Source organism: Candidatus Desulfovibrio trichonymphae (genome assembly GCF_002355955.1).
Taxonomy (GTDB): Bacteria; Desulfobacterota; Desulfovibrionia; order Desulfovibrionales; family Desulfovibrionaceae; genus Desulfovibrio; species Desulfovibrio trichonymphae.
This window is the reverse complement of sequence record NZ_AP017368.1, coordinates 420,527-442,412: the sequence shown is the minus strand read 5'-3', so window position 1 is coordinate 442,412 and position 21,886 is coordinate 420,527. Positions and strand designations below refer to the sequence as shown.

Here is a 21,886-nt window from a genome sequence, read left to right as displayed (position 1 = left end):
GGAGAACAATATGCAAAAATTTTTCATGGGTGCGGGTGCCGCACAAGCGCAGGCCGACGGCAAAAAAGGCGCGGCAGAAAGATATAAGGAACGGCCGACGGCCTTGCCTGATTCCGGCGCGGCGAAGCTTGTCCGTTCACGAGGCACAGCGCATTGAGTATGCAGCCGGGGGCAGCCCGCGGCGAGCGCCGTCATGCCGGTTTTGCCGATTTGCCGACTCCGATTGCAGCGGATCAACCTTTGCCTTCCTAGGCGGCGATGGATCAGACAGGCCGCAGGGAATTCTGGGCAAGCCTTGCCATACGCCATTGCCGGGGGCTCGGCGTCCGCTCCCGCGCCCGTTTGCTCAATACCTTCGGGTCAGCGTACCCGCTCAGGCCAAAGATGACATGGGTTCACGCAGGGCTTTCACGACGTCAGGCACGAGAGTTGGGTGGGGAATCCTGGCGTGTCGACGCGATGGAAGAATGGGAGCGTGTCAGAAAACTGGACGACAAAATTCTGCTTTGGACTGATCCGCGTTACCCGCAACGCCTGCGTGAACTGCCGGACGCTCCGGTGCTTCTGTACTGTCGGGGCGATCCTGCCTGTTGCAATCACCCGCGTTTGCCGTTGTCGGTTCACATCGCGCAACTCCTCACGGATGCACAGTGGCGTCATATATGGCGCGATGTCTTGCGTCCTCCGGCATAGTTATTGTCTCCGGAATGGCTCAGGGGATTGACCGGGCAGTGCATGAGGCAGCCCTACAGCGCACCGGGAAAAGCATCGGCGTCCTGGGCACCGGCATTAATAAAATTTATCCTAAAGAAAATGCATATCTTTTTAAAAATATGACAGAACATGGCCTCCTGCTCTCCGAATTCGCTCCTGAAACGCCGCCGATGGCGGCACATTTTCCGGTGCGCAACAGAATCATCAGCGGACTGGCTCTCGGTGTTCTTGTCGTGGAGGCGACCAGCTACTCAGGCAGCCTGATAACCGCCCGTCTTGCCCTGGAACAAAACCGTGATGTCTATGCGGTGCCCGCTTCCGCGCTGGACACGCATTGCCTCGGCTGTCAGGATCTTGTGCGTCAGGGGGCACGGCCCGTGTTCAGCGCGGAAGATATATTGCGCGATCTGGCGGATCAGCTGCGTCCCTTCGGCATCTCCGGGGTCAATCCGACGGAAGGAGACAATACTGCCGTCGTCAACCTGCAATCTGCATGTATTGCAACACCACCTGTCGCGCAACGCCGCATCGGCAAGGCTGCGGCAAAACCCGGACAGGCGGCTTCCGTGCATACCTGCGATTCGGCCGACGCCCTGACGCCGCCTGAGCGCAAACAACCCCTTCTGAATTTGTTGCGCCAAAGCGGCCCCATGCAGGCTGATTGGGCTTGAAATGACAGGCGAGGTTCAAAGTCTGCCGGGCGCCCGCTATAGGGCATTGGCATGAGTCCGCCTGAAAAGGCTGTCTCTGACAGTGCAAAAACCAAAAACGCGGATATGTTGGTCAAAAAATTTTTGGACCGGCTTGCTGTGCAGAAAGGATATTCCCTGTCCACACAAATGGCATATCGCGCGGATTTGGCGCAACTGACTGCATTTCTCTCCGAACGCAATACAGACATTGCAAAACCGCAAACCGTCAGCCGCAAACATATTCAGGCTTTTTTGGCCCGGCTCTTCCGGCAGGGAGGGGCAAAAAGTTCCATGGCCAGAAAATTGGCCGCTGTTCGTTCCTTTTTTCAGTTTCTGCTGCGCAATGGTCTTGTGGCGGAGAATGTTGCAAAGCAGGTGCGTAATCCGCGGCAGGAAAGACGCCAACCCCGCGTGCTGAATGTGGATGAAGCATTCGCGCTGCTTGATGCCCGCAAAAACACGGCGGAAACCGACAGCAATGACGCGCGGCTGCATCTGAGGGATATCGCCCTGGCTGAACTACTTTATGGTTCCGGATTGCGCATTTCAGAGGCACTTGGTCTGAATCTGGATGACGCCCGACTTAAATCGGGCATACTGCGTGTTCTGGGCAAAGGCTCCCGCGAACGCCTTGCTCCTCTGTCCGACACGTCCGTCGCGGCCATGACGACATGGCTTACCGTGCGCGGTTGTCTGGCGACGCCAAAGGAAAACGCGCTTTTTGTGGGCGCGCGCGGGGGGCGTCTTCATCGCCGGGAGGCTGCACGGGTCATTGCCCGTCTTTGCCGTGAGGCTGGACTGGCTTTTACCGTTTCGCCGCACAGTTTGCGGCATTCCTTTGCGACGCACCTGCTGGCCGCTGGGGCCGATCTGCGCAGCGTGCAGGAACTTCTGGGGCATCAGCGTCTGACGACGACACAGCGTTACACAGAGGTCAGCCTGGAATATCTGATGCGCGCCTATGATATGGCCCATCCCCGTTCAAACATACACCCGACACGGGAAAACGCGTAACCTGAATCTGTAATGATTTTTTGTAAACTTCCTTACGCTGATGAATCAAGACTCCACCCGCTGAAGAAGTCTCGGCACCGGTCCTCAAGGGCTCGCGCGTCTGCGCGTAACGACATCAACGCTTCTTCACAAGTCCGGATTTTGCCAGGGTCTTTGCGGATTGTTTTTTACCGTCAGGCAGGGTAGCATGAAGTCAGGAATACAGACTTGCCAAAATAGATGGAGGATTGTCTCAATGGCAATACAAAAATATCTTATCATTCTTTGCTCCGTACTGATTGTAGCACTTACGCAATTGCCCGCGGCGGCGGCTTTGCCCGATTTCAGCGAACTGGCGACAAAATGCGGCCCGGCCGTCGTGAACATAGGAACGGAACGCAAGACACAGGCTGAGGGACCGGAAGATTTTTTCGGCGAGATGTTCCGCAACGTGCCTCCCGGTTTTGAAAGATTTTTTGATCAATTCGGCGGGAAAGGCCATGGCGGCAAACGGCCCCAAATGAAACAAAAATCATTGGGGTCAGGCTTTCTGATTTCCGCTGACGGCTATATTGTGACCAACAATCATGTCGTTGCGGACGCAGACACCATCCACGTCACCTTTGATTCGAGCAACGGAAAAAGTGAAACACTGTCAGCCGATGTCATCGGTTCGGACGAAGAGACAGACCTGGCCCTGCTCAAGGTGAATGCAAAAAACAGACTGCCGTATCTTACTTTTGGAAATTCAGACACGCTTAAAGTCGGCGAATGGCTGCTCGCCATCGGCAATCCCTTCGGGCTTGACCATACTGTGACGGCCGGCATCCTTTCGGCTAAAGGCCGCAACATCCGTTCAGGTCCTTTTGACAATTTTTTACAGACAGACGCATCCATCAACCCCGGCAACAGCGGCGGTCCTCTTTTGGACATGAACGGACAGGTCATCGGCATCAATACGGCAATCATAGCCAGCGGTCAGGGTATCGGCTTTGCCATTCCCAGCAACATGGCCTCAAAAATCATTGCTCAAATCCAGCAGGGCAAAAAAGTCAGCCGCGGCTGGATCGGCGTGAACATTCAGGATGTGGACGACAATATCGCCAAGGCATTGGGGATGACCGCGCCGAAAGGCGCGCTTGTCAATGATGTCATGCAGAACGAGCCGGCTGCGAAAGGCGGCGTCCACGACGGGGATGTCATTGTTGCCGTGGACGGGAAAAATATTGAAAACACCTCGGCCCTGTTGCTTGCCATCGCCGACAAGAGTCCGGGGAGTGTCGCTGTTGTGACTGTCTGGCGGGACGGCAAAAATCTTGACCTTAAAATAACGCTCGGCGAACGCAAATCCGCGCAAAGCGCAAAGCGCAGCGGCAAGGGGCAATCCCTGCAGGATGAAAGTCTGCTGGGTCTGGCGGTGCGTCCGTTGCAGAACGACGAACGGCGCGAGCTGAAGATCAACAAAAACGAAGGGCTGCTCATCGTGGACGTCAATCCTGACAAGCCCGCCGCACAAGTTGACATTCGCCCTGACGACATCATTCTGAAGGCCAATCTGAAAGCCGTCAATACAGTGGAAGCGCTTTCCAGGATCGTTAGGGAAGAAGGGGAGAAGCGCGGCGCAGTCATGCTCCAGATAGAACGTCGCGGAGAAGTTTTCTTCCGCACCGTGCCCCTGCAGAAATAACTTTTATCCTCAACAACCGCAGCCTGCACTGCGAGGTTCCCATGTCTGTTGTGCACAGCGATGCCGGGCGGCTGCCACCCCCTGAACGGTTGGAAAACATTCCGAAACTGATGAGTGCATACTATACGGAATTTCCTGATCCGGCAGTTTCCTCCCAGCGGGTTGCCTTCGGCACATCCGGCCACAGAGGCTCACCTGGTCTGCAAACTTTTAATGAGGAGCATATTTATGCCATTACGCAGGCTGTCTGTGATTTCAGAAAAATAAAGGGCATTGACGGCCCCCTGTTTCTTGGGCGGGACACACACGCGCTTTCTGAGGCGGCATTCCGCTCCGCCCTTGAAGTGCTTACGGCCAACGGTGTAACGACGCACATTGCCGAAGACGATGGCTTTACAGCCACCCCCGTCATCTCACACGCTGTTTTGAACTGGAATAAAAGCCGCGCCGGAGGACTGGCCGACGGTATTATTATTACACCTTCCCATAATCCGCCCGGCGACGGCGGATTCAAGTATAACCCGCCGCACGGCGGCCCGGCTGAAACCGGAATTACGGAATGGATTCAAAACCAAGCCAATGTATATCTGGAGAACGGCAATCAAAAGATAAACCTTAAACATTTACATGAAGCTTTGCATTCGTCGTTTGTAAAACAGTGTGACTTTATCAATGATTATGTCCAAGACCTTTCAAAAGTTCTTGACATGCAGGCTATCGCCGCCTCCGGTCTTAAGCTGGGAGCAGACCCCCTCGGCGGCGCTAGCCTGCCGCTCTGGGAACAGATCGCCGCCGTCTACCGTCTTGACCTCACCATAGTGAACAAGCAGGTGGATCCGACCTTTCGTTTCGTGCCGTGCGACAAAGACGGAAAAATCCGCATGGATTGTTCTTCGCCGTATGCCATGAACTGTCTTCTTGAAATGCGTGAACGCTTTGATCTCGCCTTTGCATGCGATACCGATGCTGATCGCCACGGCATTGTCACACGCCGGGAGCTCATGAACCCCAACCACTATCTTGCAGTCGCCGCCTGGCACCTGTTCCGGACACGGAGAGACTGGCCTGCCGCCTGCGGCATGGGCAAAACACTGGTCACCAGCGCTATGCTGGACAGAGTAGGGCAGGCTTTGTCCCGCAAGATAGTAGAAGTGCCAGTTGGTTTTAAATGGTTTGCGAGCTATCTGCTGACCGGGCAATGCGGCTTTGCCTGTGAGGAAAGCGCAGGGGCTTCTTTTCTCTGTTTCGACGGCTCCCCCTGGAGCACGGATAAGGACGGGCCGCTTCTGTGCCTTCTGGCGGCAGAAATTATGGCAAAGGAAGAGGTCTCGCCGAGCGAGATTTACGGCAGGCTGACTGAGCAGCTCGGCGCCCCGGTCTACCAGCGGCTCGACGCGCCCGCCGACACGCACACACGGGAGACCCTTGACGCTTTGTCGCCTGACATGGTGCATTTGCAAACCTTGGGGGGCGCCCCCGTGACGCAGATTCTGACAAGTGCGCCCGGCAACAATGCGCCTCTCGGCGGCGTCAAGGTGACAAGCGAGGAGGGCTGGTTTGCGGTGCGCCCTTCGGGAACTGAGGCAATCTGCAAAGTATATACAGAGAGTTTTAAAGGAGAAAAACACCTCTGCGCGCTGCAAAAAGACGCCGTCACCTTTCTGGAGCAACTACACCCGTGAGGGTTACGTCAGACTGACGCTTTCTCTGAGCGCGGCCGCCTCACTCCTGTCCAAAAGCCGCGAATGCCCCGGAGGCAGATCCCCCAGGGACAATATACCCTGAGCCGTGCGTTTCAGGCGCAGTATGGTCAAGCCCAAATCCCGGCACATCCGACGGATCTGACGGTTCACCCCCTGTCCGAGCGACATTGTCAATAATGTATTGCCGCCGCCCGAGACCTCTTGTTCAACGTCCACAGGCAGAATTTTCTCTCCTTCGGCCAGACGCATACCCGAGCGCATTGCCCGCAACGAGGCGGGATTTACTTCGCCGCGAACAAGAACCGCGTATTTTTTTAATTGATGATGTCCGGGATGCATCAGACGATGCGCAAGTTCTCCGTCATTTGTCAACAACAGCAGGCCTTCTGAAAAATAATCCAGACGTCCGACAGGGTAGAGCCGTTGATCAGCAAGATTTTGCGGAAGGCAATCCACAACGGTGGGCCGCCCCTGGGGGTCATGCATGGTGCAAACAACCTGCACCGGCTTGTTCAGCAAAAGATAAAAGCGCGGCTTGCCTGCATCCAGAACACAGTCATCTGCCGTGATCACGTCATCCGGCAGAACATGCCGCCCGAAATTTTTTTCTTCGCAACCGTTCACAAGCACACGCCCTGCAAAAATCAGTTCATCCGCCTTGCGGCGTGAACAGTAACCCGTCCGGGCAACAGCCTTGTTCAGACGCGTTCCGTTTTTTTTCTCTAACGACACGATATGTTCCACAATGAAGTTGATTGAAAAACATGGTGAGTGAAGAACGGACGCCCGTCAAGCGGACTTGAGCCCAGATGGTGTTATTTAATAAAAGTTTACATAATTATCATTATGTGACAAATCAGCTTGTCAGACAGGAGCGGTTAGCTTATACTTCTTGAAGTTATCATGGGCTTTGCAAACAATACGTACAACTTCACCCGCTTCCGTATTCTTGACCGCGCGCCGGAGACGCTCTGGTCTGAGATTCCGGACAGGCTGCGCAAGTTTGCCTTTCGCGATATGGAATGAGACTCCCCCGGGCAAAGCGACCTGTTTTGTCTTTTTATTAAGGCTTGACAGACGGCGGATTCCGCAAAAAACATCTTGCTCTGGCATTGCGGGAAGAAAAAGAACGTTTGCGCATTCAGGACAAGACCTTTATTTCTCGTGAACGGAAAAAAAATCAGGAAGCAGGTTCAACTGCGTCTTCGGCGCCATTTTCTCCCTGTGCCGTGTGGATTGAATGTGCTTGCCTCCACGGAGCAATATGATTGACATGTTTCTCGAAGAATTTTTAAAAACCTTTGAACTGCACCTGGAACAAATGACGCCGTATACTCTGGCGGCTTCCATGCTGAACGAGGAAGGCGCGCGCTGCCTTGATCAGCTTGATGCAATAGATTTTGCGCCACGCTCAACTGTCTGATTTTTCTGATTTTTATGGGGACGCGTTCACGCTATGGATAAACTCTCTCTCACGGAATCCACAGATACCGTTCTTGGCCGGGAATTTCTGACATGGCTCTGGTACCGGAGCGACACAACGCCGGGCGCCTTTACAGACAAAAACGGCGCCCCCTTTTCGGTTTCCATGGAGCAGCGAATAGTCCTCCAGGCCGGTGAAGGAGAATCCCGCGAAACGGCTTCCGTTTCAGGTTCTTTTTCACCATTGCGCGAAGCCCGCTTCGGCCTGGGTACCGGCAAAAAAGTGAGTCGGGCGCTGCTTCGTCTGGAAAAAGACGAACTGGCTTTTCAACTGACCATGAAAGCGGAAGATTTTTCTCTTGCCGGCCTTAAAACGCCGAAAGCTGAAAAAATTTTATCTGTTGGGAATCTGCGTGGACCTGCTTGACAGCCTGTATAAGCGTTTTCTGAAATTGCGTCTCTCTGCAGACTGGCAAAACGAAGTGAGCCATATCGGTCATTGGCTGACAAGATTGGACTAGAGCTGTTCGGCATGACATGTTTATCCGTTCTGTCTCACAGCCGTTTTTCAGATATTCTCCTGAGGCTTGCCCATAAAACTATCTGGCTTTTCCTGGTGCTCCTCGGCATCACCCTGATCAGTTTTTGGGTTATACATCTTGCCCCCGGTTCACCAACAGACATGGAAACCATTTTGAATCCGCTTGCCGGCGAAGCCGCGCGCCGACAACTCGAAACACTGTATGGTCTTGACAGGCCATTATATATACAATACCTGGATTGGCTGTTTCGTTTGCTGCACTTTGATTTCGGCAATTCGATGTCCGCAGACGCGCGGCCGGTGCTGACAAAAATTATGGAGCGTCTGCCGCTCACTGTAAGCATCAATCTCATCTCATTGATTATTGTCCTGATTATCGCTGTTCCTCTGGGCATTGCCACGGCGTGCAGACAAAATTCCCTCCTGGACCGCACAGTGACAATACTTGTTTTTTTGGGCTTTGCCATGCCTTCCTTCTGGCTGGCGTTACTGCTTATGATGTTTTTCGGCATTGAACTGCAATGGCTGCCTGTTTCCGGCCTTACATCCCTAGGTTATGCCGAATTAAGCCTATGGGGCAAATGGTGCGATATGGCCCGTCATCTCGCCTTGCCGCTGCTCGTCTATATTATCGGCGGTCTCGCAAGCATATCACGCTATATGCGAGCTTGCATGCTTGAGGTGCTGCGGCAGGATTATATACTCACAGCAAAATCAAAAGGCCTGTCAAACCATGCAGTCATCTGGCGTCATGCGTTGCGCAACGCCCTTTTGCCGATAATTACCCTGCTCGGTCTTTCCGTTCCGGGACTTATCGGCGGCAGCGTCATTATTGAATCCATCTTTGCCCTGCCGGGCCTTGGACAATTGTTTTACGCTGCGGTTATGGCCCGTGACTATACCATGATTATGGGCAATCTTGTCCTCGGGGCTGTGCTCACCCTGGCCGGCAATCTGCTGGCTGACCTCTGCTACGGACTTGCAGACCCGCGCATTCGCTCAGCAAAAGGCCATGACTGATGTCGCCCGCTTTCGGCAGGTTTTCCGGGTCATACTTTATGCTGCTGCTCGGTCTCGCCATTGTGCTGACAATGTCGCTGGCGGCATTGTGCGCGCCGTTGCTGGCGCCGTATACGCCCGCGGCACAACATCTTGACAATATCCTGCAAGCCCCCTGTTCCAGATTCTGGTTCGGAACAGACCGTTTGGGCCGCGATGTTTTTTCACGTATGCTGTACGGCGGACGCGTCTCACTATGGGTGGGCTTTGTGGCTGTCGGCATTTCCACAAGCATTGGCACGGCCCTCGGCCTTGTCAGCGGATATTTTCGAAACTGGGCTGACGAAGTCATTATGCGCATGGTTGATATTATGCTTTGTTTCCCGTCATTTTTTTTGATTCTTGCCGTCATTGCCTTCCTGGAGCCGAATATGACAAATATTATGGTTGTCATCGGTCTGACATCGTGGACGGGCGTGACCCGTCTTGTACGAGCGGACACGTTGAGCTTGCGCGAACGTGAATTTGTGTCCGCCGCCAGGCTTGCCGGCAACCCGACGCGGCGAATTTTGTTTCGGCATATCCTGACAAATGCTCTTGCGCCGGTATTGATCACCGCCACATTGGGTGTTGCAGGCGCCATTCTGGTAGAATCAAGCTTGAGTTTTCTGGGACTCGGCGTACAACCCCCCACAGCCAGTTGGGGCAATATGCTTATGGAAGGAAAGTCGGTCATTGAAAGCGCGCCCTGGCTTTCCGTCTATCCGGGGCTGGCTATCCTGATAACAGTGCTGGGCTATAATTTGCTCGGCGAAAGCTTGCGTGACATATTGGATCCGCATCTTAAACAATAACATTAATAAATTGCTCCCAAATGTTGGAATATCTGCGTATACGCAATCTGGCCCTTATTGAAAACATGGAACTGGAATTCTCGGCCGGCATGAATGTGCTGACCGGAGAAACCGGTGCCGGGAAAAGTTTCATACTCAAGGCCCTGGGTTTTTTGCTGGGAGACAGATTGTCGTGCGATATGGTGCGCCCCGGCGCTCTGCGCGCTCAGGTGGAGGCACTTTTCACACTTGAAAACAACGATATTGTGATCAGGCGTGAACTTTCAGCTGAAACAGGCCGCAGCCGTCTGTACGTCAACGATGCGCTGAAATCACAGGAAACACTTCGCAAGCTGCGGGATCGCCTTGTCTCGCATACCAGTCAGCATACGCAGCAACAGCTTTTAAAACCCTCTTTTCAGGCAAAATTGATAGACAGTGCCCTGCCGGACCCTCAACTTTTACACAAACGCGATGCACTGTACCGTTCATTGGCGGATATTGCGGCTCAACGCAAAGCCTTGCTTGAAAAACAGGCGGAGATGACTGCGCGGCGCGATCTGCTGGAAATGCAGCAGCAGGAAATAGATAAAGTATCACCTAAAGAAAATGAAGAAGAACGTCTGGAAGCCTTGCGCGCTCAAATGCGCAGTTCAGCGCATCTGTGTGAAAATTATGAGAAGGCGTTTGCATTGCTTCACGGCGAAGACGGAACGGGACTTTTGGATTTGCTCGACAAATTTGAAAAGCTTCTCGCAAAAATAGGCGAATTTGACACAACACTTACGCCCGAAGCTGACGCGGTATCAGCCCTGCGTGTACAGCTTGCGCATTTGGGCTGTCGCTTGCGCCCTCCCCCACCGCAAGTTGCCGAAACAAACATGCACCGCGTTGAGGAACGCCTGTTTGCTCTGGCCCAACTCAGGCGCAAATTGCGCAAAACTCTTCCGGAAATTCTTGTCTTGCGGAAAGACATCACAGATGCCCTTTCATTTCTAGACGTTTGTGCTCTGGACATATCTCGCCTCCTGCGAGAAGAAAAAGCTCTGACAACAAAACTCAAAGATGTCGTTGATGTCGTCATCCCACTGCGACGCAGCACAGCGAAACTGTTTGCCGGCCGGCTTGAAGCCGAGTTGCGCGAACTCGGCTTCTCTCATCACGTCATGGTGATACCGGATTTTCTTCCACAGGAAATATGGAGCGGCGTGAACGATGAGAGTGTGCGCTTTCTCTGGGCGCCAAACCCCGGCCAGCCGCCTCAACCGCTTGACCGCATAGCTTCCGGCGGGGAACTTTCACGTTTTTTGCTGGCCCTTGTCAGGGTACGTCAGGGCACGGAAAGCGCCACCTATATTTTTGACGAAGTGGATGCAGGCGTCGGAGGCCTAATTTTAAACAACATCGCTGAAAAACTGAATGCCATTGCGGAAAAACATCAGATGATACTTATCACCCACTGGCCGCAGCTGGCTTCAAGAGCAAAAAAACATTTTCAGGTAAACAAAGAAGTTCGCGGCACAGCCACGTTTACTCTCTGCACACAGCTCAATGGGGAGGAACGTCTTGCCGAACTCTCAAGAATGGCCGGCGGCGGCCAGCACGGAGCAGTTCTTGCGCAGAGTTTGCAAACATAGAGCAGATTCATTTTGAAAAATTTTCTTAACTTTGTCTGTAGATGTCCGGACTTAATTTTTCTGGCATACTTCGCCTGCAGATCAACCAACAGCGAGGTTCTTATGTCAGTACTAGCGAACAGGCTTCCGTCTGAAGCAAACAGCAGGCAAGCGGCTTCATGAATTCGACAAAGAACATTCAGGCATATGTCTGCCTTGGCTCCAACGCCGACAATGCGGCCTACAAGATCAGTCAGGCTCGCAGCTGTCTGGATCTGTTGCCGGATATTCGTCTGGCGGCGGCATCGCCTGTTTATTTAACAGAGCCGCAGGGATTTACTGAGCAGCCCTGGTTTTTGAATCAGGTTGTCGCGCTTGCGCCGGGGGCGGACTGGAATGCCCGGCGTCTGCTTGACACGCTGTCGTCAATGGAGCTTGCGCTGGGACGAACGCGCAACCCTGAAACAGATGTACTGCGCTACGGCCCGCGCTCCATTGACGCAGACCTGCTCCTCTACGGCATGGAACATTCAGACGACGCAAACTGTCGCTTGCCGCATCCGCGCATGCTGCAGCGCGCCTTTGTGCTCATTCCGCTTCTGGATCTCGCGCCCGAAATATGTATTGAAGGGCAGCCAGCGCGTTGCTGGCTTGAACAGCTCGCCTATCAGCTGGAGGGCAACAAAATTTTTCAATGAAAGGAGCCGCGCAATGTGGAAATGGCTTATGCTGGTCATGGCAATATATTTATTATACAGGCTTTTCGCAAGTGACCTGCTTAAAAAGAAGAAAAACAGCCAAGAAGAAAGCGCTGCCGGTATAAATCGAAAAGTAGCCGCCGGCGAGATGGTGAAAGATCCTGAATGCGGTTCCTATATTGCAGCCGATGCGGATATTGCCGTTCGGGACGGCGAAAAAACATATCGTTTTTGCAGCTATGAGTGCCGTGACAAATTTTTGCAGCATCTGGAAGAAGGCGGCAGAGAGTTGCCGCCGCGCGACTGAGCAAGACTGATTTTGAACTCGTCCGGCTTCAAAAGCAGGCCGCGCCTCTGCGTTAATGCGTTTCCGCGTTGATTCTGCCGGCAATGTTATCGCGCATCCATTTGGGATCAATCCATTCCAAGGGCGTCACTTCCACACCGCCCACAATTATGCCGAAATGCAGATGATCGCCAAAGGCGAGACCGCTGCTGCCGGTTCGGGCGATCGTCTGCCCTTTGGCGACAATATCTCCAACTTTGACAAGCTGTTCGCTCAAATGCGAATAAAGCGACATAAGGCCAAGCCCATGGTCGACGACGACAATATTGCCGTAAATCCCCAAATTACCAACATGCACAACACGTCCGCTGTTGGCTGCAGGCACGTCAGCATTGCGCACTGAAGCCAAATCAAAGCCGAGATGGAAAGACTCGCCGACCAGTTTGCCCTGTCTGGTGAAAAAGCGATGATCCGCAAAACCGGCTCTTGAAGCAGAACGCGGCAAACGCTGAAATGCTCCGCTCCACAGCATGGCTGCCGCTGTATTTTTTCCTATTTCGCGCAACGTCTGCACATTGGCGGCTCGCACCTGATTATTGATGTACAGATAACAATCCAGAGGACTGGTCGCGTCAGGCGCCAGACTGCGCAGCTTGTTCTGCACAGTGTCCAGAAAATCGTCTTTCAGCTCCAGCGTGTCGCTTTTAAAATTCCGCTCATAGGCCATGACCGTCAATCTGCTTTTGGTAACATTGCCTGCGAGATCTGCAGCGCTTATTTCAACAGCACCCTTGAAGTCTTTTGCCGTCATGGCGTACGGGAATGGAAACAGACAGAGATAACTGCCGTCTTTCTGCAAAAAACCGGGCACAAAATACCCGGCTATAAGAACGCCGCTGCTGGTAACTTCTTCGTCAACAGTATAACGAATGACTGCCGAACCGCCACGATGTACATTCGGCGGCAAATTTTTGACAGAGATGCGCGGCTGCTGCATGTCAAGACGCATGGGCAGCAGTACAGTCCGGGTGTTCCCCTGCCCAAAGCCCGCAAGAGAACTGTCCGTAGCGCGGATTTCAAGATCAAACGCCCCTTCGCGGAGATTTGCATTTTTGAGCGGCACCTCAACAGTGCGCTGTGTATGATAGGCGTCAAAATGCTTCTTGAAAATAATATTGATAACATTATTCTTACGGATGCCCACAGACAACGCACGGATGCCCGACTGGTCACTCATGGATACCTGCAATATAGTTGCCGGTGAAACCCTGCCGGTATTCGGCGCAACTTCTACAACCGGCCCGTCCATGTCCTTTAAAAAAGTGTAGCCGCCTGCCGCCAGAGCGGTGATAATCAGTAATCCCAACAGGCTGGAAAACATATTTTTTTTGCGCATTTGTTCCCTTCTTACTCATCTATGAGTCATGGTTGCATATTATGCGTAGATTTTCAAGAAAAACTCCTGATTTTATCCGCCCATAAGCGCTTGCGCACATTGACTTGTCCCCGATAATCTGTTCCTTATCCTAATTAGGATGCAGGCTTACAAATACTCCACAGAATGCGGCCATACTGAACCTCAGACCTTTCGCGTCGATCCCAAACGTTTGCGCCGGCGCATGGTCAGCCAGCTTGAGGCGCAAGGCATCAGCGATCCGAACGTACTGAAAGCCATGGCGGCCGTGCCCCGTCATCTCTTTATACAGGATGCGCTTGAAGCTCAGGCATATCAGGACGCCCCCATCCCAATCGGGTGCGGCCAGAGCATATCGCAGCCATATATTGTAGCGTTGATGAGCGAGCTTCTTGAAGTCCGGCAGGGCTTGCGCGTCCTTGAGGTGGGCACGGGATCAGGGTATCAGGCAGCTGTGCTGGCGGCGCTGGGTTGCACTGTATTTACCATAGAACGTTTGCGTGAACTGTATTTGAATGCCAGCGCGCTCTTGCGCCAAATGCCCTTTCGCGGTATCTACACATACTTGGGTGACGGCACGCTTGGGATGCCCGACGCCGCCCCTTTTGAACGAATTATCGTAACGGCAGGGAGCCCGGAGACACCGCAGCCTCTGTTGGATCAACTTGAAGAAGGCGGTATTTTGCTGATTCCTGTCGGCATGCGACCGCGCCAATATTTAATGCGTCTGCGCAAACGGCAGGGGCGTGTTGAGTCGGAAACGCTGGAACCTGTTATTTTTGTTGATCTGATAGGCGATCACGGCTGGTGACTCTTCCGGCGGCCTCATGCCGTTCGGATAAAATTATTACAGGATCGTCCGAGAAAATAAAATGTTGAATCTTGCAAATAAAATCACTTTGTTACGTATCCTGATGACGCCCCTTGTAGTCACTTTGCTTTACTTTGAATGCCCTATATTTTGCATATTGGCTGCCATTGCCTTCATTTTTGCCTCAATTACGGACTGGGTGGACGGTTATATTGCCCGGCGCGAAAAAATGGTCACCTGCATGGGCAAATTTTTAGATCCACTGGCGGATAAGGTGTTGATATGCTCTGTGCTGATCATGTTTGTCAAACTCGCCTGGGTGCCGACCTGGGTAGTGATTGTGATCGTCTGCCGCGAACTGGTGGTGACAGGCTTGAGAGCCATGGCCAAGGATGCCGATATCTATCTTGCTGCGGACAAATTTGGCAAGGCAAAAACAGTGTTACAAATTATTGCTATCGTGCCGCTTATATTGCATTATCCCATAATGGACGTGAAACTGTGGCCGATGGGCGAAGTTCTGCTCTATGCCGCCCTGGTTATGACCATCATTTCCGGCGCCAACTACTGTTATGATTTTTACAAAAAAATACAGCAATGAGACCTCCATTGAGCACTCTGCAAATCCGCCTCAAAAACTGCATTCAAACCATCTTGGAGCTGGAGACGGACCTGAGTGCGGAATTTTTAGGTTCCCATTTCAACAACGAGCTTACAGCATTGAAAAATTACTTACAACAGGTTGACAACATGATGCTGGCGGAAGACGATGTCAAACGGCTTGAAGACGCTACCGCCAACTTTCTGGCGGAGATCAGGCTCTCCAATAAAGGATTACCGCAACAAAAACGTCTTTTACAGTAGCCATGGTCTGGCGTGTTTTCATACTTGTCGCATTAAGTCTGATTAATGTTGTCCTGTTTTGTCGTATGATCTGGGGCAATACCGGACTGTTGGAATACCGTGAGCTCAAAAGCCAACATACGGAACTGCAAAAACAACTTGGCGAGCTTGATGCGCAAAATCTGGCAGTAAGCCGTGAAATCCGCTTGTTGCAGACCGACAGCCGGTACATAGAAAAAATGATTCGTCAGTATCTGCATTATGTGCATGAAAATGAAGTGTTGTACCTTTTTGAAGATGCAACAAAAAGCGCTTCGGGAGCCACACGCGATGACGGAAAAAATTAAATGGTATCAAGAAGTCTTGGAACTGGAACCGAATTCCAAGGTTTTTTTTTCACTGGCGCGGCTGCTGGCGACAGATAATCGTCCTGACGAAGCTGCAGATGTTCTGAAACACGGTTTGGAAAGACATCCCGAATTTCTTGAAGCGCGCCTTTTTTTTATTGAACTGCTCTACAAGGCCGGTCACCGCCCAGCATGCATGGAGCAGGTCAACAAAATCAGCAGGGTGTTCTCCGGCTATACAGATTTTTGGCAGGCATGGGCAGCATGCCTCTCCTCATTAGGTGGTTCTCGCGATGTCGCCGCCGTATTGCGTCTTGTAGCAGCCCATTTCAAGCACAACGACCTTTCCCTGCATGAAGTGCTCAATTGCGGCATCGCCGCTATACTGAACCAGCTCGAACCCGACACAACGGCTGAAAACGCTGCTTTCAAGACCGTTACGGCGCCATTGCCCCCTGAACCATCCGACAGCGTTGACGGGGGGCCTGAACTCGCCGCGGAGCAGCCTGTCACACCTGCGGAAACCACTCCTGAGATTGCTGTTCATCCGGCTGACGCACAACTGCCAGCCGCAGATGCGGCAGCGCCGCCGACCAAGCAAAAATCACCGTCTGCATCCGCATTGCCGGACAATATACTGCTGACAGAAGAAATGGATATCACAGAGGAACGTTTTTCACTCCGGACACGTTCAATGGCGGAAGTCTTGGCCGAACAGGGCGACATAAAAAGCGCTCTTGACATTTATCAGGAATTGGCGGCATCTGCGGTTACCCGTGAAGAAAACGCCGATCTGAACCAGCGCATTGCCACCCTGAATGCAAAACTCGGCAACGCCCCGACGACGGATCAGACGCAATCCTCTGATCTGTCAGAATCTTCCAGTGGCAAGGATAAACTCATCAGCATGCTTGAAGCGTTGGCGGAACGTGTAGAAACAAGGGCGCAGGGCTAAAGCGCAGGAGAAGACAGTGCTTAAATTACTTTTATATTCTTTTCTTCTGTTGGCGGCGGTTTTGACGTCAATATCCGGTTGCAGTTCCTATCAGCCGACAAAGAACGCTTGGAAAAGCACAAAAAATTTTTGGAATGTCTATCTCAGTCCTCCTGCGGAAGTAGATTACGAAGAAAAAAACGATTTGTCGCCCCGCGCTCTGGAATTGACCAGCAGCATGGTGGGCATTGACCTGGAATTGAGCCGGCTTGAACGTGTCATGCTGAATGCCGACAAACCTCCGACGCGCGTTTGGGTAACAAACTTCATGACCAGCTTCCCCTGGCTTAACGGTTTTGCCGGCGTGAAAAACGACGGCACCATTTTAGGTCAGGAACCGGCTGCGCCCATAAAAGATCTAGATTTCATACCTCTCCTTTATGAGGATAAAAAGCAGAATAGCCGTGCGTTGCGCGCAGACGTGCAGAACACCCCCCTTGGTCCGGAAATTTTGCTGGCTGCCCCACTGTATGACAGTGTCGACTTTCTTGGCGTGGTGACGGCTCATTTTGACATGCGCACGCTTGCGCAATATTCCGGCAGCCCGGAGAACATGGTCATTCTCTCGCCGCGGGCGCTGCTCTGGCCGGGCAAGTACGCATACGCGGCCACGCCGCTTGCGGGCGTCAACTGGACGGACATTATCTCCAATAGTTCATCAGGCATCTGTAAAAACATCAACGGCTCTTTTTACTATATTGTGCGTTATCTCGGCAATCTACCTCTGGTTTTCGCCGTGCCTGAATCCGGAAGCTTTCCTGAAGGCAACGGAGACACTGAACAGGGTCGTCCTTTCTTCCCCAAGGAACCTGAAAAACTCTCGCCGCCGCCAATAACGGAACGCAAGTCCCGCATTGACGCTATTGCCGCGCCGGACGAGGCCAGTGCCGAGGACAGTCATGCGCAACCTGAACAACAGGCTGACGCCGCGTCCGACCGGTTGGATCTCGGAACTGATTTGCGGCCCACTGTCGCCCTACGCCGTCCTGTTTAAAGGCATAGGGCGACAGATCAGTGCGACAACCCGCTTTAGATTGGGCATAAAGAAAAGATCATGGCTGAAATTACAGTTACAGAACACCTCCTGCTGCATCAAAAACAATCTCCGCATGCAACCGAACAGTTCACCGGTCTGCTCTATGACCTTATTCTGTCCGGAAAGACCATCGCCCGTCGCATCAACAAGGCCGGTCTGCTGGATCTGCTTGGAGGCACAGGCGAAATCAACGTGCAGGGCGAAAATGTACAAAAAATGGATGAGATCGCCAACCGCATCCTGACCTATCGCATGGAGCGTTGCGGCGCCCTGTGCGCCATGAGCTCGGAAGAAAATGCTGAACTTGTGCGCATCAAGCCGGAATTTCCACGGGGCGATTACATTCTTATTTTTGATCCTTTGGACGGCTCAAGCAATATTGACGTCAATATTAATGTAGGCACTCTTTTTTCCATTTTACATCGTCCTGAGGGTAAGAGAGGAGAAGTGAGCCTGGAGGAAGTGCTGCAGCCCGGCCACAATCAGGCGGCGGCCGGGTACATCCTGTATGGTCCTTCAACCATGTTTGTTTTCAGCACCGGCCAAGGGGTGCACGGCTTTACGCTGGATCCCGGCGTCGGAGAATTTTTGCTCTCTCATCCGAATATGCGTATTCCGGAACAAGGGAAGATTTATTCCGTCAATGAAGGATACCGAAAAAACTGGAGCGCCGCCACATGTGAAGCCGTTGACTGGTTTCATAATTGCGAAACACAGGACGGAACGCCTTATTCGTCCCGTTATGTGGGAGCGCTTGTCGCGGATTTTCACCGCACGCTTATCTATGGCGGCATCTTTATGTATCCGGCCGACATCAAAAGACCGGAAGGCAAATTACGCCTCATGTGCGAGGCCGCCCCATTGGCATTTCTCGCGGAACAGGCAGGCGGCCGAGCCAGCGACGGACGAGGCCGCATTATGGAACGCAAACCGGAATGTCTGCACAGCCGCACGCCGCTGTTTATTGGCTCGTCGAATGACGTGGCGGCTGTGGAAAAAATTTATGCCCAACACCGCCATGCCCAAACTGATTTAATTTTTACCGGTGCGTTGTGAACTGTCTTGGCATCGAAAGCTCTTGTGACGAAACTGCGCTGGCTGTCGTAAACGACGGCGGTATTATCGGCTCTGTTCTGGCAAGCCAGTCTGATTTGCATGCAATTTTCGGCGGAGTTGTGCCGGAATTGGCCTCACGTGAACACTGCCGCTACATAGGCGCCCTGTTTGACGAGCTGATGCACCGTTGCGGGCTGTCTCCCGAACAGATTAACACTGTTGCCGTGGCCCGCGGTCCAGGACTCCTAGGAAGTCTTCTTGTAGGGGTGGCCTTTGCCAAGGCGTTGGCCCTTGCACTTGGTGCGAAATTTATTGGAATCAATCACTTGCATGCCCATCTTCTCACAGTCGGCATTGATAATCATATACATTTCCCGGCGCTTGCACTGCTGGTTTCCGGAGGCCATACGCATTTCTACCATATGCAATCTCCGTGGCAATGCCGACAACTCGGCAAAACCCTTGATGATGCCGCTGGAGAAGCTTTTGACAAAATCGGCAAAATACTTGGGCTCACGTACCCAGCCGGCCGGATGATGGACGCGCTGGCTTCTGACGGCGCTGCAGACCCGCATCTTTTCCCACGTCCCTACCTTGACAACGATAATCTGGATTTCAGTTTCAGCGGCCTGAAAACAGCTGCAGCCAGCCATATTGAACAAACGCCCGCTCTCAAAAATGCCGTTCGTCCACTACAAAGCGTCACCGACGCGACGACGGTGCTGAAAAACTGCTGCGCCTCTTTTTCCCTAGCTGTCGTGGATACCCTCTGTACCAAGGTGGAACGCGCGCTGGACAGATACCCGACGCTGCACACCCTGATACTGGCGGGCGGCGTGGCGTCTAATTCCCTTTTGCGCGAACGCGTTACGCAACTCATGCAACAGCGTGGAGGAGAAGCATTGATTCCGTCCCCCGCACTGTGCACGGACAACGCTGTTATGATAGCTTATACGGGCCGGCTTCTTGCAAGGGCAGGCTTTTCCCATGATCTTCGCATGGAGACAATCCCGCGTGGAAAAACAATTCCCGACGACATGGTTTGCGGGCGCGTTACAGGACGACAAGGGCACGGCTTCCCGGACAGCTTGACAGTTGAGCATTAGACATCTACTCTCACTGAACGCAAAAAAATATCCTTCAGGCATACAGCTGGACGCATAATTATTTAAAATAACATTCAAAAAGACAAGGAGCCCATTATGGCTGAACAGGTCACTGATGCCACGTTTGAAAATCTTGTGCTTAAATCCGACATACCGGTTCTGCTGGATTTCTGGGCGCCCTGGTGCGGCCCGTGTCGTGCCGTTGGACCTATCATTGATGACCTTGCCGCTGAATATGAAGGCAGAGTGCGCATATACAAGATGAATGTGGATGAAAACCCTGCGACCCCCACAAAATTCGGCATTCGCGCGATTCCGACACTCATACTGTTTAACAAGGGCGACACTGTTGAACAGATTACCGGAGCCGTCACCAAGGCAGCCATGACGGAAATGATTGAAACGAAGGCACTTGCATAAAAATGCATGACGCCATTGTCATCGGCGCCGGCCCTGCCGGCATCACCGCCTCTCTGTATCTTGCGCGTTCGGCCTGCTCAGTGCTCCTGTTTGAGCAGATGACGCCTGGCGGGCAGATACTCATGACGGATATCCTTGAAAATTACCCAGGGCATCCCAAGGGCATTAAAGGCTATGAACTTTCGGATCTCTTTCTCGCCCATCTTGATGGACTGGCGGTAGAACGCGTGTCCGGCACCGTTGAATCAGTCTCTGGAGCTGCGGGAAACTTTGTCGCGCGCTCTGACGGCAATGACTACGCCGGCAAAACTATGCTGGTCTGCACAGGGGCGCGGCATAGAAATCTGGGTCTTGAAAATGAAACAAAACTGGTAGGCCGCGGGGTTTCCTATTGTGCCCTTTGTGACGGCAATTTTTTTCGCGGTCAAACGGTAGCGGTTGTCGGAGGTGGCAACAGCGCCCTTGAAGAAGCCCTGTATCTTTCAAAAATTGCAGACAAGGTCTATCTGATACACCGTCGGGACTCCTTCAGAGGCGCTAAAACTTATCTTGAACGTCTTGAAAAGGCCTCTGACAAAGTTTCGATTTTACACGATACGGTTATCTCCAGCCTGCACGGTGAAACAGCTCTGACCGGGCTGACTCTGAAAAATGTTCACAGCGGCAAGGAACGGCATCTGTCTGTAGACGGATTATTTGTCTATGTGGGTTTTACTCCGATGACGGATTGTCTGCCGGAAAACCTTGTCCGTGACTCGCATGGTTTTATTACCACAGACACGGAAATGCGCACCAATATACCCGGCATTTTTGCCGCCGGGGATATCCGTTCAAAACTCTGCCGTCAGGTGATTACAGCGTCTGGTGACGGCGCAACGGCTGCCCAGGCAGCTTTCGTTTTTTTGGAACAACTCCATGTATAAAAAATTTTTCTGCTGTCTTGTAGTTGCCATGAGTATCTTTACCGTTGCCGGATGTGGAATCATTGACATGATTTACCTTCCGCCTGCTGAAGACACCGCTCAGGAAATCTTTGAAGCAGCCAACGACGCCATGAGTGAAAAAAATTATGTGCGTGCTGTGGAGTTGTATAACAAATTACGCGATACGTATCCCTTTAGTCCTTATACCCTAGACGCGGAGCTTTCCCTCGCGGACGCTTATTTCCTGGATGAAGAATACGAACTGGCTGCCGAAAGCTATAAAGATTTTAAGTCGCTTCACCCGCGTCATCAGGCTATTCCCTATGTTCTCTACCAGACGGGCATGTCCCTTATGAAGCAGTTTCGTTCCATTGACAGGGCCACGACAGAATTACAAGAGGCCTATGACTATTTTAACCGACTTTGTCAGACATATCCGGACGCACAGCATGTTAAAAGTGCTGATGAACATATGCTGGAATGCCGTAAACTTATGGCGGAACATGAACTTTATATCGCCGACGTATTCTGGCATATGAAAAAATACGGACCGGCCTGGCGACGCTATGATTTTATTGTGAATAATTTTACAGACGTGCCGGATGTCGCAAATCACGCAAAAGAAAAAAGCATGGCCGCCTATTACCATTACTGCGAAGAACAAGGGAACACGGTGCGTGAACAACGTCAAGGTTCATTGCGAAAATGGTTTAACTGGTTATAATATATGTAAAAATGTTCATCTGTGTCTT

26 protein-coding genes and 1 pseudogene are annotated in these 21,886 nt (G+C 52.4%); 25 read left to right on the top strand and 2 right to left on the bottom strand.

Annotation, left to right across the window (positions count from 1 at the left end; all coding sequences use genetic code 11):
- The first annotated feature begins 10 nt into the window (after positions 1–10).
- From RSDT_RS07020 to RSDT_RS02165, 6 genes are all read left to right on the top strand, one after another.
- A complete protein-coding gene (locus tag RSDT_RS07020; protein WP_172414399.1) occupies positions 11–157 on the top strand; it encodes a hypothetical protein in 147 nt (48 codons plus the stop codon).
- Between the two features lie 101 nt (positions 158–258).
- Entirely contained in the window at positions 259–693 is a 435-nt protein-coding gene (locus RSDT_RS07330; protein ID WP_231941889.1) for a hypothetical protein, read from the top strand.
- A complete protein-coding gene (dprA, locus tag RSDT_RS02180) occupies positions 591–1,385 on the top strand; it encodes a DNA-processing protein DprA (protein WP_231941888.1) in 795 nt (264 codons plus the stop codon). The genes RSDT_RS07330 and dprA overlap by 103 nt, the downstream gene beginning before the upstream one ends.
- Positions 1,386–1,436: 51 nt before the next feature.
- Entirely contained in the window at positions 1,437–2,420 is a 984-nt protein-coding gene (locus RSDT_RS02175; RefSeq protein ID WP_096399381.1) for a tyrosine recombinase XerC, read from the top strand.
- Positions 2,421–2,655: 235 nt separating this feature from the next.
- Positions 2,656–4,086: a DegQ family serine endoprotease gene (locus RSDT_RS02170; protein WP_096399380.1), complete on the top strand. Its 1,431-nt coding sequence runs from the start codon at positions 2,656–2,658 to the stop codon at positions 4,084–4,086.
- A gap of 41 nt (positions 4,087–4,127) precedes the next feature.
- The gene (locus RSDT_RS02165) at positions 4,128–5,768 is read left to right on the top strand and encodes a phosphohexomutase domain-containing protein (RefSeq protein ID WP_096399379.1); all 1,641 of its coding nucleotides are present in this window, start codon (positions 4,128–4,130) and stop codon (positions 5,766–5,768) included.
- A gap of 3 nt (positions 5,769–5,771) precedes the next feature.
- On the opposite strand, the gene RSDT_RS02160 is transcribed toward RSDT_RS02165, so the two are convergent.
- A complete protein-coding gene (locus RSDT_RS02160) occupies positions 5,772–6,521 on the bottom strand; it encodes a pseudouridine synthase (RefSeq protein ID WP_096399378.1) in 750 nt (249 codons plus the stop codon).
- Positions 6,522–6,692: 171 nt separating this feature from the next.
- Here RSDT_RS02160 and RSDT_RS07735 point away from each other — a divergent pair, with 171 nt between their 5' ends.
- From RSDT_RS07735 to RSDT_RS02125, 8 genes and pseudogenes are all read left to right on the top strand, one after another.
- A complete protein-coding gene (locus RSDT_RS07735) occupies positions 6,693–6,815 on the top strand; it encodes a hypothetical protein (RefSeq protein ID WP_331712863.1) in 123 nt (40 codons plus the stop codon).
- Positions 6,816–7,053: 238 nt separating this feature from the next.
- Positions 7,054–7,212 carry a hypothetical protein gene (locus RSDT_RS07730; RefSeq protein ID WP_331712862.1) on the top strand — a complete coding sequence of 53 codons (159 nt, stop codon included), beginning with the start codon at positions 7,054–7,056 and terminating at the stop codon, positions 7,210–7,212.
- Between the two features lie 33 nt (positions 7,213–7,245).
- Positions 7,246–7,732, top strand: a pseudogene (locus tag RSDT_RS02150) (hypothetical protein).
- Positions 7,733–7,743: 11 nt separating this feature from the next.
- Complete coding sequence (locus RSDT_RS02145; protein WP_096399377.1) at positions 7,744–8,772, top strand: ABC transporter permease; 1,029 nt, start codon at positions 7,744–7,746, stop codon at positions 8,770–8,772.
- A complete protein-coding gene (locus RSDT_RS02140) occupies positions 8,772–9,605 on the top strand; it encodes an ABC transporter permease (protein ID WP_096399376.1) in 834 nt (277 codons plus the stop codon). The genes RSDT_RS02145 and RSDT_RS02140 overlap by 1 nt, the downstream gene beginning before the upstream one ends.
- A gap of 20 nt (positions 9,606–9,625) precedes the next feature.
- The gene (locus RSDT_RS02135; protein ID WP_096399375.1) at positions 9,626–11,221 is read left to right on the top strand and encodes a DNA repair protein RecN; all 1,596 of its coding nucleotides are present in this window, start codon (positions 9,626–9,628) and stop codon (positions 11,219–11,221) included.
- A 158-nt stretch (positions 11,222–11,379) separates the two neighbouring features.
- Positions 11,380–11,898 (top strand): 2-amino-4-hydroxy-6-hydroxymethyldihydropteridine diphosphokinase, encoded by a 519-nt coding sequence (gene folK, locus RSDT_RS02130; protein WP_096399374.1) that lies wholly within the window; start codon positions 11,380–11,382, stop codon positions 11,896–11,898.
- A 13-nt stretch (positions 11,899–11,911) separates the two neighbouring features.
- Complete coding sequence (locus RSDT_RS02125; protein ID WP_096399373.1) at positions 11,912–12,205, top strand: YHS domain-containing protein; 294 nt, start codon at positions 11,912–11,914, stop codon at positions 12,203–12,205.
- Positions 12,206–12,257: 52 nt separating this feature from the next.
- On the opposite strand, the gene RSDT_RS02120 is transcribed toward RSDT_RS02125, so the two are convergent.
- Positions 12,258–13,580 carry a M23 family metallopeptidase gene (locus tag RSDT_RS02120; RefSeq protein ID WP_096399372.1) on the bottom strand — a complete coding sequence of 441 codons (1,323 nt, stop codon included), beginning with the start codon at positions 13,578–13,580 and terminating at the stop codon, positions 12,258–12,260.
- A gap of 139 nt (positions 13,581–13,719) precedes the next feature.
- Between RSDT_RS02120 and RSDT_RS02115 the strand changes: the two genes are divergently transcribed.
- The 11 genes from RSDT_RS02115 (at position 13,720) to RSDT_RS02065 (ending at position 21,858) form a co-directional block, all read left to right on the top strand.
- Entirely contained in the window at positions 13,720–14,409 is a 690-nt protein-coding gene (locus RSDT_RS02115) for a protein-L-isoaspartate(D-aspartate) O-methyltransferase (RefSeq protein WP_408606710.1), read from the top strand.
- 61 nt (positions 14,410–14,470) lie between these two features.
- On the top strand, positions 14,471–15,010 hold the full coding sequence (gene pgsA, locus RSDT_RS02110) for a CDP-diacylglycerol--glycerol-3-phosphate 3-phosphatidyltransferase (RefSeq protein WP_096399370.1): 540 nt from the start codon (positions 14,471–14,473) through the stop codon (positions 15,008–15,010).
- Positions 15,011–15,018: 8 nt separating this feature from the next.
- The gene (locus tag RSDT_RS02105) at positions 15,019–15,273 is read left to right on the top strand and encodes a hypothetical protein (protein ID WP_096399369.1); all 255 of its coding nucleotides are present in this window, start codon (positions 15,019–15,021) and stop codon (positions 15,271–15,273) included.
- Positions 15,274–15,275: 2 nt separating this feature from the next.
- Positions 15,276–15,599 carry an FtsB family cell division protein gene (locus RSDT_RS02100; protein ID WP_096399368.1) on the top strand — a complete coding sequence of 108 codons (324 nt, stop codon included), beginning with the start codon at positions 15,276–15,278 and terminating at the stop codon, positions 15,597–15,599.
- The gene (locus RSDT_RS02095; protein ID WP_096399367.1) at positions 15,583–16,554 is read left to right on the top strand and encodes a tetratricopeptide repeat protein; all 972 of its coding nucleotides are present in this window, start codon (positions 15,583–15,585) and stop codon (positions 16,552–16,554) included. The genes RSDT_RS02100 and RSDT_RS02095 overlap by 17 nt, the downstream gene beginning before the upstream one ends.
- A 61-nt stretch (positions 16,555–16,615) precedes the next feature.
- Complete coding sequence (locus RSDT_RS02090) at positions 16,616–17,587, top strand: hypothetical protein (RefSeq protein ID WP_231941886.1); 972 nt, start codon at positions 16,616–16,618, stop codon at positions 17,585–17,587.
- Between the two features lie 60 nt (positions 17,588–17,647).
- The gene (gene fbp / locus RSDT_RS02085; protein WP_096399366.1) at positions 17,648–18,685 is read left to right on the top strand and encodes a class 1 fructose-bisphosphatase; all 1,038 of its coding nucleotides are present in this window, start codon (positions 17,648–17,650) and stop codon (positions 18,683–18,685) included.
- Positions 18,682–19,791, top strand: a complete 1,110-nt coding sequence (gene tsaD, locus RSDT_RS02080) for a tRNA (adenosine(37)-N6)-threonylcarbamoyltransferase complex transferase subunit TsaD (RefSeq protein WP_096399365.1) — start codon at positions 18,682–18,684, stop codon at positions 19,789–19,791. The genes fbp and tsaD overlap by 4 nt, the downstream gene beginning before the upstream one ends.
- A gap of 96 nt (positions 19,792–19,887) precedes the next feature.
- Positions 19,888–20,211, top strand: coding sequence for a thioredoxin (trxA, locus tag RSDT_RS02075; protein WP_096399364.1), 324 nt, complete (start codon positions 19,888–19,890; stop codon positions 20,209–20,211).
- Positions 20,208–21,134, top strand: coding sequence for a thioredoxin-disulfide reductase (gene trxB / locus RSDT_RS02070; protein ID WP_096399363.1), 927 nt, complete (start codon positions 20,208–20,210; stop codon positions 21,132–21,134). Before trxA ends, trxB begins: the two co-directional genes overlap by 4 nt.
- Positions 21,127–21,858: an outer membrane protein assembly factor BamD gene (locus RSDT_RS02065; protein ID WP_096399362.1), complete on the top strand. Its 732-nt coding sequence runs from the start codon at positions 21,127–21,129 to the stop codon at positions 21,856–21,858. The genes trxB and RSDT_RS02065 overlap by 8 nt, the downstream gene beginning before the upstream one ends.
- Positions 21,859–21,886: the final 28 nt, after the last annotated feature.